Source organism: Bradyrhizobium sp. SEMIA, from assembly GCF_014844175.1.
In the GTDB taxonomy this organism is placed as follows: domain Bacteria; phylum Pseudomonadota; class Alphaproteobacteria; order Rhizobiales; family Xanthobacteraceae; genus Bradyrhizobium; species Bradyrhizobium arachidis.
In genome coordinates, this window is sequence record NZ_CP046601.1 from 5,094,662 (window position 1) to 5,109,948 (window position 15,287).

Below are 15,287 nucleotides of genomic sequence, written 5' to 3' on the forward strand. Positions count from 1 at the left end.
GCCGCGTGCGGCGCTCACGCCTCTACGCGGACGATCCCGTACGGATTGAACTTGAAGTCGTCCTCGGCGTAGTCCTGCTCCCGCGAGATCGTGAGCTTGCGATCGCGAAGCGTCGCCTCGATGCCGTGCTCAGCCATCGCGTTGGCGATCTCCTCCATCAGCATCACCGCGGACCACTCGTTGCCGCGCGATTTCGCGACATAGACCTCCGGCAGGCCGACGAGGTGATAGCCGACGGTCTCGTAATAGCGATCGCCGCCGAGCGGGCGCTTGGCGAAGGCAAGGCGACAGGCCTTGGCGAGGCCGAGCGTCATGCCAAGGCCCTGGCTGGTCTTTGCGCCCGTGCGTGCCTGATCAGCGAGATTGCGCCACCGCACAAGCCCGTGGGCGACGCCCGCGCTTTCGCCCTTCACGGCGGTGGCGCCGGCCTCGATCATCTCCTCGACGATGCGCAAGGCCGCCGCCGAATAGGCGACCGCCTTCTGCTGCTCTAGCGGCGGGCTCAGCAAATAGAGCACGGCTTTATGGTTGGCGACGGCGGCTTCGTCGGCAGCAGACCATGCTTTCGGGAAGACCCGGTCCCAGCACACGCCGAACGACCGCTCCATGTGCGGGTCGGGCTTGGCTTGCGAATAGGTGCGGTCGATCTCGAAATTGAAATCGGCGATCGTCTTTGCCACCGCCTTCGGCGGATGCAGCAGGTTATCGTCCTTGCCAAGAAAGCAGAGCACGTGACGCGGCTTCACGGGCGACGGCTGCATGTTCGGTCCTCGCTGGTCATCGGCGAACGCGCGGGTAGCTGCGAACAGCCCGATCGCCTTGAGCAGATGTCTGCGAACTGGGTCCATCTCAGCAAGCCCGTCAGAACACGTTCACGTCAGCAAAAAGCCCCCGGCTCGCGAGAACCGGGGGCGTGTTCCACATCGATCGGGAAGGGATCAGCCCTTCGTCATCGTGATGTTGACGCCGCGGATCTCGCCCTTCGAGGAGATCTGTACCGTCTGCTTGGTGCCGTTGGTGCGCAGCGACAGATTGGCGGCGAAGCCGTTGGCCTCGACGAAGACGTCGATCTGGCCGCCGCCGGCGGTGCCTTGCAGATTGCCGAAGATGTTGCGGTTGGACTCGCTCCAGTTGCCGGAGATCCGCTCGCCCTGGCTCGTGACATCGCTGGTGAGGTCGAACTTGTAGCTGTCGGAGGCGCAGTGCAGGGCCTGCTTGAGCGCGAGGCCGCTGCCGGCGACCTTGTAGTCTGCCTTGCAGCGGATGCGCTCGGTGGAGCCGTCTGACAGCGACACCGTGCCGGTGCCGGTCCACGCGCCGTCGAAACCGGCAAAGGGTCCGGACGACTGAGCGTGGCTTGCCGTAACTGAGAAGAGCAGCGCAGCCCCGATGCCGGCCGCCTTGATTGCCAGTCCAGATCGCCCAAAGAATTTCATCTCAAATATCCCGTTTTGGAACGACGTTCACTTACGATTAAGAACGTCTCGCCACATCGAAAGTTTAGTGCCTTGAGCCCGTGTCAGGTTCAAAGCTTGGCCGCCAGAGATGGTGGTTCACGACGGCTTGCGCCGCCCCCGATATCGCAATTCCCCGTGTTTCCGCGTGTTTCTGGCCGAAATGGCCGGGCGGAGAGATGCAGGTGTGCAACAGGTGCCAAGCAAAACGCGACGCCTCTGAATTATGACGTAGTATCAATCTCTTACATCTGCCAATGAAAGCGCAGGGAAGACCTGATTTGGCAGGGTGGCGCCAATTTGGCCGCATTTGCCAGTGCTTGTGCCTTCTCCGAGGCCGCTACTTCCGCGGCGACTTGCCATCAGAACAATCCGTTCCGGCCGTCCGCCCTGTGCTGTCCGGGATCGGTGCGATTCTGCCGTCAGAATGAAGGAATACAATGCGTAAGCTTCTCGTCGCTCTCACCCTGGTGTCCGCATCTCTTTCGACGGCAGCATTCGCCCAGCAGCAAGGTGGGCGCGGCACGGACGCCGAGCAAAAGGCCTGCACGCGCGACGTGCAGAAGTTCTGCCGTCCGGTCATCGACCAGGGCGATTTCACCATCCTGGCCTGCCTCAAGGAGAACCGGGCCAAGATCTCGCAGGCCTGCGACCAGGTCCTGAAGAACCATAACCAGTAAGCTCGGCCACTGGCCCACAAAGGCGGCCGCGGAGCCGCCTTTTCAGGCCGGATCCGGAAGGGCTGCCATCGAGAGACAGGATTGGTTTTGCGGCCGTATTCCCCTATATGGGGGCCGCGGCGGCATCGCCGGCACGAGCCCGCGCGAGCGAAAAAGCTCTTCCTGTCCAAACGATTGTAAACCAGCCCTCGATGACCTCTGCGAGCGAATTGCGATCCGGCAAGGGTGACCGCGACGAGAATTTTCCCGTCGCGTCCTGGATCATTCATCCGCGTCATCGCGCCCTGATCCTGGCCTATTACAATTTCGTCCGCACCGCCGACGACATCGCAGACCACGCCACGCTGCCCCCCGACCAGAAGCTCGCTTATCTCGACCTGCTCGAGGCGGAACTGCTCGGCAAAGGCGACACCCAGGCCGAGGCCGTCACGCTGCGGCGTGCGCTGGCCGAGCGCGGCATGACGCCGCGGCACGCGCTCGACGTGCTGATCGCGTTCCGCATGGACGTGACCAAGCTGCGCTACGAGACCTGGGACGAGGTGATCCACTATTGCCGCTATTCGGCGATGCCGGTCGGCCGCTTCATGCTCGACGTTCATGGCGAGAGTACCTCGACCTGGGCTGCGTCGGATGCGCTCTGTGCTGGCCTTCAGATCAACAACCACCTGCAGGATTGCGGCAAGGATTTCCGCGAGCTCAACCGCGTCTATCTGCCGCGCGACGCGCTGGCGGCGAGCGGTGCTTCCGTGGAGCAGCTTGGGCTGGCGCAGTCGCCGCCGGCGATGCTGGCCTGCCTTCAGTCGCTTGCCGCGCGCAACGAGGCCCTGCTCGACGAGGGCAGGTCGCTAGCTGCGGAGATCCGGGATTTCCGCCTCGGTGTCGACGTCGCGGTGATCCAGGCCTATGCAGATCGCATCGTGCGCCTGCTCAAGGTCCGCGATCCCCTGCGCGAGCGCGTGCATCTGAACAAGTTCGAGCTGCTCACCTTCAGCCTCGCCGGCATGATCGGCGAAGTCGGCCGCCGCGCGATCGGGCGCAAGGCCATTTCCAGACCGGGGACTGCACATGACGCTTGAGGCGGCCACGCCCGGCGCCAGTTATGGCTCGACCGCATCCGGCAGCTCGTTCTATGCCGCGATGCGCATCCTGCCGCATGACCAGCGCGAAGCGATGTTCCAGATCTACAGCTTCTGCCGCCAGGTCGACGACATCGCCGATTCCGACGGCCCGCGCGACGAGCGTCTCGCCGCGCTTCAGGAGTGGCGCAACGACATCGATGCGCTCTATCAGGGCAATCCGCCGCCGCGGCTGAAGGACTACGTCGCCTCGGTGAAGACCTTCGGCCTGAAGCGCGAGGATTTCCTCGCCATCGTCGACGGCATGGAGATGGACGTGCCGCAGGACATCCGCGCGCCTGACATGGCAACGCTCGATCTCTATTGCGATCGCGTCGCGAGCGCTGTCGGTCGATTGTCGGTGCGCGTGTTCGGCCTGCCGGAAGAGGATGGCATCCTGCTCGCGTACCATCTCGGGCGCGCGCTCCAGCTCACCAACATCCTGCGCGACATCGACGAGGACGCAGGTCTTGGCCGGCTCTATCTGCCGCGCGAGGCGCTGCTGCATGCCGGCATCACCTCCAACGATCCGAACCGCGTGATCGCCGAGCGCGCATTGCCGAAGGTCTGCGCACCGCTGACGCAGCGCGCGAAGGCGCATTTCGAGAAGTCGGACGAGATCATGAACCGCAACAAGCGCCGCGCCGTGCGCGCGCCGCGGATCATGTCGAAGTACTACCATTCCATTCTGGACCTCCTGATCGCGCGCGGTTTCAACGCGCCGCGCGAGCCGGTGCGTGTGTCGAAGGTCACACGCATCCTGATCCTGCTCCGTTACGCTTTCATCTGATGCAAATGACAGCTCACATCATCGGCGCCGGAATTTCCGGCCTCTCTGCCGCCGTGCGGCTCGCCAATGCCGGCTTCAAGGTCGCCGTGCACGAGGCGACGCATCAGGCCGGCGGCCGCTGCCGCTCCTATTTCGACGGCGCCACCAATCTCACCATCGACAATGGCAATCACCTGCTGCTGTCAGGCAACGGCCATGCGCGCGCCTATGCGCGTTCGATCGGCACCGAAGCGGGTCTCGTCGGCCCCGACAGCGCGCAGTTTCCCTTCGTCGACATCAAGACCGGCCAGCGCTGGCAGATCGATCTCGGCAACGGCCGGCTGCCGACCTGGGTGCTCGACGAAAGCCGCCGCGTGCCCGACACCGGGCTCACCGATTATCTGAAGCTGGCGCCGCTGATCTGGGCCTCGGAAGACACGCTGGTCGGCAAGTCGATTCCTTGCGAAGGCATCCTCTATCAGCGCCTGGTGCAGCCGCTGCTGCTCGCAGCTCTCAATGTCGATCCGCCCGAGGGCTCGGCCGGGCTTGCCGGCGCGATCGTGCGCGAGACGCTGCTTGCGGGCGGGCAGGCCTGCCGCCCGCTGATCGCGCGCGATGGCCTCAGCGCCGTGCTGATCGAGCCGGCCGTGAACTTCCTGCAGGAGCGTGGCCACTCCGTTCAGCTCGGCCATGAGCTGCGTTCGTTCGTCAGCAGCGACGGCAAGGTGACCGCATTGAATTTCGGCGGCGAGGACGTGGTCCAGCTCGGTGCGGGCGACGTCATCGTGATGGCGGTGCCGCCGCGCGCGGCAGCGAGCCTGCTGCCGGGCCTGAAGACGCCGACCGAATTCCGCGCCATCGTGAACGCGCATTTCCGCTTTGAGCCGCCGCCCGGTTCGGCGCCGATCCTCGGCGTGATCGGCGGCGTCGTGGAATGGCTGTTCGCGTTCCCGAACCGCCTCTCGGTGACCATCAGCAATGGCGACCGTCTGGTCGACATGCCGCGCGAGGAACTGGCGCAGGCGATCTGGAACGATGTCTGCGAGGCGGCCGGCGTGTCCGGCGAGCTGCCACCGTGGCAGATCGTGCGCGAGCGCCGTGCCACATTTGCGGCGACGCCGGCCCAGAATGCCCTGCGTCCGGGGCCGGCGACCGCGCTGAAAAACCTGTTCCTTGCCGGCGATTGGACTGCTACGGGGTTGCCTGCAACCATCGAGGGATCGGTCCGGTCGGGTGATCGCGCCGCCGATCTGGTGCTGGCCGCCAAAGGATCCTGAAAAGCGGCCCTGACGGGCGAATGTCCCGGTCACTTTCAATCGACTATCGGAGCAATCGAGCGACATGGATTCCTTGAACGCGACCCGCCGCGAGGCGGTGGAATCGAGGGTGTTGGAATCGAGCATTGCGTCGGCGACGCAGGGCGTCCTCGGCTTCCAGCAGTCCGACGGCCATTGGGTGTTCGAGCTCGAGGCCGACTGCACGATTCCGGCCGAGTACATCCTGCTGCGCCATTATCTCGCAGAGCCCGTCGACACCGCGCTCGAGGCCAAGATCGGCAATTATCTGCGCCGCGTCCAGGGCGCCCATGGCGGCTGGCCGCTGGTGCATGAAGGCGAGTTCGACATGAGCGCCAGCGTGAAGGCGTACTTCGCGCTGAAGATGATCGGCGATTCCACAGATAGCCCGCATATGGTGCGTGCGCGCGAGGCGATCCATGCCCGCGGCGGTGCGATCCATAGCAACGTCTTCACACGCTTTCTGCTCGCGACGTTCGGGGTCGTGACCTGGCGCGCGGTGCCGGTGCTGCCGATCGAGATCGTGCTGCTGCCGTTCTGGTCGCCGTTCCACCTCAACAAGATCTCCTACTGGGCGCGCACCACCATGGTGCCGCTGATGGTGATCGCTGCGCTCAAGCCGCGCGCGAAGAATCCGAAGGGCGTCGGCATCGACGAGCTGTTCTTGCAGGATCCGCGTTCGATCGGCATGACGGCGAAGGCGCCGCATCAGAGCATGGCGTGGTTCCTGCTGTTCCGTTCGCTCGATGCGATCCTGCGCGTCATCGAACCGATGTTTCCGAAGAGCCTGCGCCAGCGCGCGATCGATGCGGCGCTCGCTTTCACCGAGGAGCGGCTGAACGGCGAGGACGGCATGGGCGCGATCTATCCGCCCATGGCCAACATCGTCATGATGTACGACGCGCTCGGCAAGGACGAGAACTATCCGCCGCGTGCGGTGACGCGCCGGGGCATCGACAAGCTGCTGGTGATCCGCGACGACGAAGCCTACTGCCAGCCCTGCGTCTCGCCGGTGTGGGACACGACGCTGACCGCGCATGCGCTGCTGGAAGCCGGCGGCGACAAGGCGGTGCCTGCGGCCAAGCAGGGCCTCGACTGGCTGATCCCGAAGCAGGAGCTCGAGGTGAAGGGCGACTGGGCGGTGAAGCGGCCCGACGTGCGTCCGGGCGGCTGGGCCTTCCAGTACAACAACGCCCATTATCCTGATCTCGACGACACCGCCGTGGTGGTGATGTCGATGGACCGCATGCGCCGGGAGCACGGTGCGACCGGTTACGACGCGGCGATCGCCCGCGGCCGGGAATGGATCGAGGGCATGCAGAGCGACGATGGCGGCTGGGCCGCCTTCGACGTCAACAACCTCGAATATTACCTGAACAACATCCCGTTCTCGGACCACGGCGCGCTGCTCGATCCGCCGACCGAGGACGTCACCGCGCGCTGCATCTCGATGCTGGCCCAGCTCGGCGAGACCGAGAAGACCAGCAAGCACGTCGCCGACGGCGTGGCCTATCTCCGCAAGACCCAGCACCCGGAGGGTTCCTGGTACGGTCGCTGGGGCATGAACTTCATCTATGGAACCTGGTCCGTGCTCTGCGCCCTCAACATGGCCGGCGTCGACCACAAGGACCCCATGATGCGGAAGGCTGCCGCCTGGCTGGCCTCGATCCAGAACAAGGATGGCGGCTGGGGCGAGGACGCCGTCAGCTACCGCCTGGACTACAAGGGCTGGGAAACCGCCCCCTCGACCGCCTCGCAAACGGCATGGGCCTTGCTTGGCCTGATGGCGGCAGGCGAGGTTGATCACCCGGCCGTCGCCCGCGGGGTGGAGTACCTGATTGCAACACAGAACAAAAAAGGACTGTGGGACGAGCAGCGGTACACCGCCACGGGCTTCCCCCGCGTGTTCTATCTACGTTATCATGGTTACCCAAAGTTCTTTCCGCTGTGGGCGCTGGCGCGGTATCGGAACTTGCGGAACACCAACAGCAGGGTGGTAGGGGTCGGAATGTGACTTTGGGGACGGGGGACTATTTTACCGCGGGCAATGCCATTGATCCGCGGCCGATCTTGATCGTGACTGGACTGGTTCAGGAGGCCCGTATCGCGGCCGGGCCTGGAATGGCTGTGATCTGCTCGTCCAGCAGCCCCAGCCAGCTCCGAGCGCTGCTGACGGTGGTCGATCCTGATACGATTCGCGGTGTGATCTCGTTCGGCGTGGCCGGCGGGCTCGACCCGACGCTGCGCTCCGGTGACGTCGTGCTGGCGACCGAGGTGCTGTCCGGCGATACCCGCTGGGCGGCTGGCCTGTCGCTCGGCGACGACCTGATCGACCGCCTGACGTCGGGCCGCCGCCGCGTGGTGCGCGGCAGCCTCGCCGGCGCCGAGGAGGTGGTCACGAAACGGTCCTGCAAGGCGGCGCTGCATTCCGAGACCGGGGCTGCGGCCGTCGACATGGAAAGCCACATCGCGGCCGCCTATGCCGCCGAGGCCGGGCTGCCCTTTGCCGCGGTCCGCGTCATCAGCGATCCCGCCCACCGTGCGCTGCCCGCGATCGCCCGCGCCGCGATCAAGCCGAACGGCCAGATCGACCTTCCGGCCGTGCTGCGCGGCATCGTGCGCAACCCCACGACGCTGCATGCGCTGGTCTCGACCGGCATCGACTTCAACCGCGCGCTGCGCTCACTTCGCGGCTGCCGCGACTATTTGATCGGGACGGAGCTCATCGAGAGCGAGGTCCTGGTGTCCAAGGCGGCCTGACCTCCTGATGCGATAAAACAAAAGCCCGGCCACCATTGGTGACCGGGCCTTTTGCGTTTTGGTGCATGCTCACTCGGTCGCCACGTGGTTCCGGTCCACGACCCACAGCGTCCGCCGCATCATGCCCTCGACAATTGCTGCCGACTCGCTGGGACGCAGATAGATCGCCGTGGACTTGAGCAGCCATGGCAGCACCGCTTGCTCGAGCCGCTCCTCATAGGCGCGGCGCATCATGTCAAATGCCTGCAGCCCGGGTCCCGCCAGGATCACATGGTGTGGGCGCAGCACGGATATCGTTGCCGCGACCGCCTCGGCAAGCGCGCGGCCCGCCTGCTGAAATACGTGCTCGAGACGGGGATCGCCGCCCCGCGCTCGCTCGCGCAGGAGGGCCATCTGCGCCTCGGAAGGCTGTTGCGCCGCCGCCGGCGGCAGGTCGAGAAATGTGCGGGCGTCGCGGTAGAGCGCATAGTCGGCCAGATGGGCCTCGATACAGCCGCGCTGGCCGCAGCGGCATTGCGGCCCGTTCGATCCCAGTTTGATATGGCCAATCGTCGCTGCCGGCGCCGGCGCCCAGCGCGCTTCGCCGTCGACAACGACGCCCATGCCGACGCCGTGGCCGACCATGATCGTGGCCGAGAGGCCCTGCGCCAGTGGCGGCTCCGCGGCGGTGAGGGCGAGCGCAACGGCGACAGCGTCATTCGCCATCACGACTTCGGCGTTGAAGGCCTCGCGCACCGGCTTCACCAGATCGACATCGGTGACGGAGAGCGCCGGACTCCACAGATGCCGGCCGGTGTCCGCGTTCACGATCCCCTGCAGGGCAATCCCGATTCCCAACAGGCGATGGCGCGGCGTGGCCGTCGCCTCAAGCATCGCATCGATCTGCGTTATCACCAGATCGCACAGCGCGCCCGGATCGAGAGCCCGCGTCGCGATTTCGAGCCGCGATTGCGCCAGGCCGGAGCCGCTGAAATCCGCGATCAGTGTTTCAATCAGATTCATGCGGAGCGAGACCGCGATGATGCGGCCGAACTCCGGGTTCAGGGTCAGCAGCACGGCCGGCCGGCCGCGGCGGCGGCCGTTCAGCCCCTCTGCATCGTCTTCGTCCGTGTCGTCGGACCATGAGGTCGCCGCCGTCTCGGTCTCGCACAGCAACTCTTCCGCGATCAGTCTCGACGTCAGGCCGGAAACGGCGGCGAAGCTCAATCCCGTGCTTCGGGCGAGCTCCACACGCGGCAACGGCCCCTGACGTCGCAAGACCTCGACGAGGCGGCCGCGATTCGAGCCGCGGGCGGTGCTGGAAATTCGTCTCGGCTGCTCAATTTGGTCAACCATGCTGCCTCTTTAATTCATTAAGTGAAGTTAATGAATGAGTGAAAGGGTAGTGTGATCGAAAAAACACAGCTAATGGGTGACGATGGAGAGTCATATTTACTAATGTCATGCCTCATGTACTATTTCCGCGTGAAGAAGGGGGCAGTACATCCCAATTTCGATGTTTTTGCTCTGCGACATTTCTTCGCTTCGTAAAGAAAATAAGGCGCAAAAGCGTCTGAAGCCCCTCATCCGGGGTGGCCAAAGGGAGCTGAAACATGAACGGATCGATGAAGAAATTGCTAGTGCCGTTGCTTGCGACCGCGGCGCTCGCGATGGCGACGGGTGTGGCGCAGGCCCAGCAGAAGAAGACCATCGCGCTGGTCACCAACGTTGCAGCCGACTTCTGGACCATCGCCGGCCGCGGGCTCGAAAAGGCGCAGAAGGAGCACCCGGAATACAACATCGAATTGATCGTCACCAACGAAGGCACGGCGGCGGGCCAGCGGCGCGAGCTCGACGACCTCTTGGTGCGCGGCGTCGCCGGCATCTCCATCTCGGTCGACGATGCGCCGCACGCGACCGAACAGCTCAACAAGGTTGCGGCCAAGACCGTGTTGATCACGACCGACAGCGACGCGCCGCAGAGCAATCGTCTCGCCTATATCGGCACCGACAACGTCGCGGCCGGGCGGCAAGCAGGCGAAGAGATCAAGAAGGCGCTGCCGAACGGCGGCAAGATCGCGCTGTTCGTCGGCACGATGGACGCGGACAATGCCCGCGAGCGGGTGCAAGGCATCAAGGAAGCGATCGCCGGCACCAAGGTCGAGCTGGTCGACGTGTTCACCGACCAGGTCGACTTCGCCAAGGCCAAGGCGAACATGGAGAACGTGCTCGTCAAATATCCCGACATTGCGCTGTTGTCCGGCCTCTGGAGCTACGAGACACCGCTGATCTATGACGCGGTCAAGGCGGCGGGCAAGGCCGGCAAGGTGAAGATCGTCGGATTCGACGAGGACCAGCGCACGCTGCGGGGAATATCCGACGGCACAATCGAATCCACTGTCGTGCAGCAACCGTACGAGTTCGGATACCTCTCCGCCACCAACATCATCAAGACGCTGAACGGCGACAAGTCCTGGATTCCGGCTGACAGCAAGCTGATCGTGCCGACCCAAGTGATCAGCAAATCCAACGTCGCGGAGTTCACCGCAAATCTGAAGGGCCTGCTGAAGAAGTGACTTTCAGCGCCTTTCGACGCCCGGCGGCACGGCCGTCGGGCGTCGTGCGGGAGGAGATGAATGGCGGAAATCCTGTTCGAACTCGCCGGGATCAGCAAGTCCTATCCCGGGGTCATGGCCCTCGACGATGTCAGCCTGCGTGTGTACCGCGGCGAGGTGTTGGGTCTGATCGGCGAGAACGGCGCCGGCAAGTCGACGCTGATGCGCGTGCTGGGTGGCGTGATCGCGCCGAGCAAGGGCGTGATCCGCATCGGCGGCACCGAGCACGTCCGCATGACCGTGAACGAAGCGACGCAGGCCGGCATCGCCTTCGTGCATCAGGAGCTGAACCTTTTCGAAAATCTCGACGTCGCCGCGAACGTCTTCATTGGACGCGAGAGGCTTGTCGGCGGTCCGCTGAAGCTGGTGGATAGCGCGGAGATGCGCGCCCGCGTGACGCCGCTGCTGGAGCGGCTGGGCGCCGATTTCACCCCTGACACGCTCGTCGACAACCTGTCGATCGCCGAGCGTCAGCTGGTGGAGATCGCCAAGGCGCTCTCGATCGACGCCCGCGTGATCATCATGGACGAGCCGACCTCCAGCCTGACGATTTCGGAGACTGAACGGCTGCTGGAGGTGATTGCCGATCTGAAGGCGCACGGCATCTCGGTGATCTACATCTCTCACCGGCTCAGCGAGATCATGACCTGCGCCGACCGCGTCGTGGTGCTCCGCGACGGACGAACGGTGGGAGAGCTGGCGCGGGACAGGCTGAGCCACGCCGCAATGATCCGGCTGATGATCGGTCGCGACCTGAAAGCGCTGCATACGCCGCCGAAGCAGTCGCCGCAGCCGGGCGGCTGCGACATCGTCGGCCTCGTGACATCGGCCTTTCCCGACCGGCAGATCGATCTTTCCGTGCGGCATGGCGAGATCCTCGGACTGGCAGGGCTCGTGGGCGCCGGTCGCACCTCCCTGGCCCGCGCGGCTTTCGGCATTGATCCGCTGCTGGGCGGCGAGATCAGGATCGACAACGCGCCGGTCGATGTCGCATCGCCGCGGGACGCGATCAGGCAAGGCATCTATCTGATGCCGGAGGATCGCAAGAAATCCGGGCTCGTGCTGGAGCTGCCGATCCGGGAGAACGTGACGCTAGCCAGCCTGCTGAATTATGCGCGGATGTGGCTGGTCAGTGGCCCGGCCGAGCGCAAGGTCGCGAAAGAGCAGGTGAGGCGCCTCTCCATCAAGGTGCCGAGCATCGATATGGAGGCCGTGACGCTCTCCGGCGGCAACCAGCAAAAGGTCGTGCTGGGCAAGTGGCTTTCGATGCAGCCGCGCGTGATGTTCTTCGACGAGCCGACCCGTGGCGTCGATGTCGGCGCCAAGAGCGAGATCTACGCGCTGATGCGCGAGCTCGCCGACCAGGGCGTCGCGATCGTGATGATTTCTTCCGACATGGAGGAGGTCATTGGCGTCTCCGACCGGATTGCGGTGATGCATGAAGGGCGCGTCAGCGGCGTGCTGGAGCGCCCGCAGTTCAGCGAATACAACGTGTTGCAGCTTGCAATCGGCCAGGCGCCGGACACCATGGAAGCGGCCGCGCCATGAACAAGAAAGAACTCGGCCTGGGCCTGCTGCTGCTGGTGATTTCCGCCGTCACGGGCGCGATCAATCCGGCCTTCCTATCGCTGGTGAACTTGCTGAACATGGCCAATCTGATCGGCCTGTTCGGTGTGTTCGCGCTTGGCGAGGGGCTGGTGATCATCACCGGCGGCATCGACCTCTCGCTTGGCTCGATGTTCGCGCTGCTCGGCGTCATATTCATCGACCTTCTGACGACGTATCAGGTTCCCTGGCCCTTGGCGCTGCTGGCCGTGTTGCTGGGCGGGCTGGCGCTGGGAGGAATTCAGGGCTTCCTCGTCACCCGGTTGAAGATGCAGCCCTTCATCGTGACGCTGTGCGGGTTGCTGATCTACCGCGGCGCCGCCCGTTACTACACCAGCGACTCGACACGCGGCTTCGGCTACGGCGACGAGGCCGGGACGCTGAGCAGCATTGCCTCGGGCAATGTCGCGGGCATCCCGAACACCTTTATCCTTCTGATCATCCTTGCGCTCGTCCTCGGCGTGCTGCTGCACCGCTCGGTCTACGGGCGCTGGCTCTATGCCGTCGGCAAGAACGAGGAAGCGGCGCGCTTCTCGGGCATCAACACGAATATCGTGATCGCGACCGCCTATATCATCAGCGGCGGGCTCGCCGGAGTTTCAACAGTCTTGTTCGTGTTCTACACGAACTCGGTGTCGCCGAGCTCCTTCGGCAATTTCTATGAGCTCTACGCGATCGCGGCTGCCGTCCTCGGCGGGTGCAGCCTGCGCGGCGGCGAGGGCTCCATCCTCGGTATCGTGCTGGGGACCGCGCTGCTGCAGGTGCTGCAGAACCTCGTGAATATCCTGGGCATTCCCAATTCCCTGAACTTTGCGGTGATGGGGACGGTGATTTTGATCGGCGTGTTGGCGGATCATCAGTTGCAGGCCCGACGGCGGCGCAAGATGGCGCTGGCCGGCCTCGCCCGCACGGCGCCGAGATCGGCATTTGAAGGACAGCAGGGCGCAGCACCGCGCGGCGTGGACGCGCTGCCGGCAAGAACGGGCGACCAGGCATGACGGATCCAGGCTCCAGTCGACACAAAGCAGCTTCGGGGGCGCGCGGCTGCGACGGTGTGCTGGGGAAGGAGCGCGTTCCAGGCTCGATGGCTTGGCGGGAACGTGAGGCAAGAATGACAAAGCCTGAGACGGCGGGAGGACGAGAAAAATGTTGCCCAGGTTTTTGAACACCGCATGTGCATGGGGTGTGGGGATTGCTTTGTCATCGCTGATGGGCGGTGCGGTACACGCGGCCGATTTTCCAACGAAAGCCGCGCCTCTTCCCTATGTGGACGCCGACGACTTCTGGACGAGACCTTATCTGTTCGGCGATCTCGGCCGAACGAGGCTGAAGGAGCAGGGCATCGATCTGGGCCTGACGCTGGGTAATGAAACCGTCGGCAACCTGTCGGGAGGAGACAGGAACACCGCGGCCAACGCTGGACAATTGTGGTTCGGTGCCAAGCTCGATATGGCGAAGCTTGCCGGCATCCCGGGCGGCACGGTCGGCCTCACGCTGGTCCAGCGTTTCGGCGACAACCTGAATACCGAGGCAGGCATTCCGGCCTTGCAGCTGACCAACGAAGTTTTCGGCCGCGGAAATATCTTTCGCCTGACCCAACTCTATTACTCGCAGAAGCTTTTCAATGATCAGCTTGAACTCAAGGGCGGCCGTCTTCCAGTCGGCTCCGACTTCTTCTTCGGTCTGTGCGAGTTCATCAACCTGACCTTCTGCGGCGGCCAGCCCGGCAACATCCAGGGCGGCTACATCTATAACTGGCCGGTGAGCCAATGGGCCGGTGTCGTCCACTACAACTTCGCCAAGGATTTTCAATTGTCGGTCGGCGTCTACGACGCCAATCCGAATTATCTGACGACGGACGATCCGACCGTCTACTACTTGCCGGGCGTCCCTCACTCCAGTCCCGCCAGCGGCGTGCTGGTGCCGGTGGAGTTGGTCTGGGCGCCGAAGGGGCCCTTGAACGGGACCTGGAGATTTGGCGGCTGGTACGACAGCGCATCGACCATCGATGGCGGCCTTCCCGGTATCATCTCCACCATCCCCGGCACTGGAGGCGTCCCGGATCAAAATCTCGGAGATCGACGCGGCCGGTACGGCGTCTACGAGTCGATCCTGCAACGGTTGACCGTTGACGGTCCCGGTGCGGTGGGTTGGTATACCTTCCTCAATACGACCGTTGCCGATCATCGGACGTCGTTCCAGGACTACCAGATCGCCTTGGGCTTCCGGCATACCGGAACGTTCAGCTGGCGTCCCCAGGACGAAGTCGGCTTCGCGGTGGGCACGACCCACGTGAATTCGGCGGCCCTCAGCCCCAACGCGGGCGGCAACGAAGTGCCGATCGAAGTCTGGTACGGCTGGCAGGCGACCGGCTGGCTGAACCTCAAGTTCGACGCGCAGTATGTGATCAATCCCGGCGGCCGCGGCTATAACGCCGCCGGTGTGAAGACCGACAATGCCGTGGTTCTCGGCATGCGTACCGAGGTCCATTTCTGATGTGACGCCAACACGTCTGATGCGAAAGCCGCGGCATGCATGGGGTTGTTGTTCACCTCTTGCATGAAGGAAGCCCAACCAAGGAGGAGAGGGAGCGTAGCCCCGCACATCGCTCCGGTCCTCTCCTTGGCGCTTGAGCGGGACAAAACAAAATGCCCGGTCGCGGTGGCGACCGGGCCTTATGGCTTTGAAGCGCTACTCCGCAGGATGGGTTGAGCCCTTGCGAAACCCATCGCGTCCCGATCACCGTTCTCCGTAATCGCGGCCATCGCTGGCCTGATCGCCGGCCCAATCGGGAGGATAGTTGCCAAAAATCGATCTCGCCGCGATCGTGAATGGATGGCTCTGGCGGATCTCACGAAACGCCGCGCGCAACAACTCGACATGGTCCGTCAGCAACGATAGCTTCCTCTCCGCCGGATTGACGGTGGAGACAGCGCATTGATTTTCCGCCGGCGATCGAACGTCGAGCCCTGTCGATCTCGACCAATGCAATCGGAATAACGGCAGCGTTCTGGT

Annotated in this window: 13 protein-coding genes; 10 read left to right on the forward strand and 3 right to left on the reverse strand. The window is 64.1% G+C overall.

The features are described 5' to 3' along the window. Positions 1–14: 14 nt before the first annotated feature. Both FOM02_RS24830 and FOM02_RS24835 read right to left on the reverse strand, forming a co-directional pair. Positions 15–848 carry a hypothetical protein gene (locus FOM02_RS24830; RefSeq protein ID WP_265440061.1) on the reverse strand — a complete coding sequence of 278 codons (834 nt, stop codon included), beginning with the start codon at positions 846–848 and terminating at the stop codon, positions 15–17. Between the two features lie 90 nt (positions 849–938). Then, positions 939–1,436 carry a hypothetical protein gene (locus FOM02_RS24835; RefSeq protein WP_027558690.1) on the reverse strand — a complete coding sequence of 166 codons (498 nt, stop codon included), beginning with the start codon at positions 1,434–1,436 and terminating at the stop codon, positions 939–941. A gap of 458 nt (positions 1,437–1,894) precedes the next feature. Here FOM02_RS24835 and FOM02_RS24840 point away from each other — a divergent pair, with 458 nt between their 5' ends. The 6 genes from FOM02_RS24840 to FOM02_RS24865 all read left to right on the forward strand — a co-directional run bounded on the left by FOM02_RS24840 (position 1,895) and on the right by FOM02_RS24865 (position 8,073). Continuing rightward, positions 1,895–2,134 carry a hypothetical protein gene (locus tag FOM02_RS24840; protein WP_027558691.1) on the forward strand — a complete coding sequence of 80 codons (240 nt, stop codon included), beginning with the start codon at positions 1,895–1,897 and terminating at the stop codon, positions 2,132–2,134. 191 nt (positions 2,135–2,325) lie between these two features. After that, positions 2,326–3,210: a squalene synthase HpnC gene (gene hpnC, locus FOM02_RS24845; RefSeq protein ID WP_027558692.1), complete on the forward strand. Its 885-nt coding sequence runs from the start codon at positions 2,326–2,328 to the stop codon at positions 3,208–3,210. Further along, the gene (hpnD, locus tag FOM02_RS24850) at positions 3,200–4,039 is read left to right on the forward strand and encodes a presqualene diphosphate synthase HpnD (RefSeq protein ID WP_027558693.1); all 840 of its coding nucleotides are present in this window, start codon (positions 3,200–3,202) and stop codon (positions 4,037–4,039) included. The genes hpnC and hpnD overlap by 11 nt, the downstream gene beginning before the upstream one ends. Next, the gene (gene hpnE / locus FOM02_RS24855) at positions 4,039–5,295 is read left to right on the forward strand and encodes a hydroxysqualene dehydroxylase HpnE (RefSeq protein ID WP_027558694.1); all 1,257 of its coding nucleotides are present in this window, start codon (positions 4,039–4,041) and stop codon (positions 5,293–5,295) included. The genes hpnD and hpnE overlap by 1 nt, the downstream gene beginning before the upstream one ends. Positions 5,296–5,359: 64 nt before the next feature. Continuing rightward, complete coding sequence (gene shc / locus FOM02_RS24860) at positions 5,360–7,327, forward strand: squalene--hopene cyclase (protein WP_027558695.1); 1,968 nt, start codon at positions 5,360–5,362, stop codon at positions 7,325–7,327. Beyond that, positions 7,324–8,073 (forward strand): phosphorylase, encoded by a 750-nt coding sequence (locus FOM02_RS24865; RefSeq protein WP_027558696.1) that lies wholly within the window; start codon positions 7,324–7,326, stop codon positions 8,071–8,073. Before shc ends, FOM02_RS24865 begins: the two co-directional genes overlap by 4 nt. A 69-nt stretch (positions 8,074–8,142) precedes the next feature. Here FOM02_RS24865 and FOM02_RS24870 read toward each other — a convergent pair whose 3' ends face one another. Beyond that, positions 8,143–9,408 (reverse strand): ROK family protein, encoded by a 1,266-nt coding sequence (locus tag FOM02_RS24870; protein ID WP_265440062.1) that lies wholly within the window; start codon positions 9,406–9,408, stop codon positions 8,143–8,145. Positions 9,409–9,665: 257 nt separating this feature from the next. Here FOM02_RS24870 and FOM02_RS24875 point away from each other — a divergent pair, with 257 nt between their 5' ends. From FOM02_RS24875 to FOM02_RS24890, 4 genes are all read left to right on the forward strand, one after another. Then, complete coding sequence (locus FOM02_RS24875) at positions 9,666–10,628, forward strand: sugar-binding protein (RefSeq protein WP_084334242.1); 963 nt, start codon at positions 9,666–9,668, stop codon at positions 10,626–10,628. A gap of 60 nt (positions 10,629–10,688) precedes the next feature. Then, positions 10,689–12,215: a sugar ABC transporter ATP-binding protein gene (locus tag FOM02_RS24880; protein ID WP_027558699.1), complete on the forward strand. Its 1,527-nt coding sequence runs from the start codon at positions 10,689–10,691 to the stop codon at positions 12,213–12,215. Next, complete coding sequence (locus FOM02_RS24885) at positions 12,212–13,270, forward strand: ABC transporter permease (protein ID WP_027558700.1); 1,059 nt, start codon at positions 12,212–12,214, stop codon at positions 13,268–13,270. The genes FOM02_RS24880 and FOM02_RS24885 overlap by 4 nt, the downstream gene beginning before the upstream one ends. A 148-nt stretch (positions 13,271–13,418) precedes the next feature. After that, on the forward strand, positions 13,419–14,768 hold the full coding sequence (locus tag FOM02_RS24890) for a carbohydrate porin (protein WP_027558701.1): 1,350 nt from the start codon (positions 13,419–13,421) through the stop codon (positions 14,766–14,768). Positions 14,769–15,287: the final 519 nt, after the last annotated feature.

Excerpts from the sequence above, each read along its gene's own strand:
- FOM02_RS24830 (WP_265440061.1), bottom strand. The coding sequence starts at position 848 with ATGGACCCAGTTCGCAGACATCTGCTCAAGGCGATCGGGCTGTTCGCA.
- FOM02_RS24835 (WP_027558690.1), bottom strand. The coding sequence starts at position 1,436 with ATGAAATTCTTTGGGCGATCTGGACTGGCAATCAAGGCGGCCGGCATC.
- FOM02_RS24840 (WP_027558691.1), top strand. The coding sequence starts at position 1,895 with ATGCGTAAGCTTCTCGTCGCTCTCACCCTGGTGTCCGCATCTCTTTCG.
- hpnC (WP_027558692.1), top strand. The coding sequence starts at position 2,326 with ATGACCTCTGCGAGCGAATTGCGATCCGGCAAGGGTGACCGCGACGAG.
- hpnD (WP_027558693.1), top strand. The coding sequence starts at position 3,200 with ATGACGCTTGAGGCGGCCACGCCCGGCGCCAGTTATGGCTCGACCGCA.
- hpnE (WP_027558694.1), top strand. The coding sequence starts at position 4,039 with ATGCAAATGACAGCTCACATCATCGGCGCCGGAATTTCCGGCCTCTCT.
- shc (WP_027558695.1), top strand. The coding sequence starts at position 5,360 with ATGGATTCCTTGAACGCGACCCGCCGCGAGGCGGTGGAATCGAGGGTG.
- FOM02_RS24870 (WP_265440062.1), bottom strand. The coding sequence starts at position 9,408 with ATGGTTGACCAAATTGAGCAGCCGAGACGAATTTCCAGCACCGCCCGC.
- FOM02_RS24875 (WP_084334242.1), top strand. The coding sequence starts at position 9,666 with ATGAACGGATCGATGAAGAAATTGCTAGTGCCGTTGCTTGCGACCGCG.
- FOM02_RS24880 (WP_027558699.1), top strand. The coding sequence starts at position 10,689 with ATGGCGGAAATCCTGTTCGAACTCGCCGGGATCAGCAAGTCCTATCCC.
- FOM02_RS24885 (WP_027558700.1), top strand. The coding sequence starts at position 12,212 with ATGAACAAGAAAGAACTCGGCCTGGGCCTGCTGCTGCTGGTGATTTCC.
- FOM02_RS24890 (WP_027558701.1), top strand. The coding sequence starts at position 13,419 with ATGTTGCCCAGGTTTTTGAACACCGCATGTGCATGGGGTGTGGGGATT.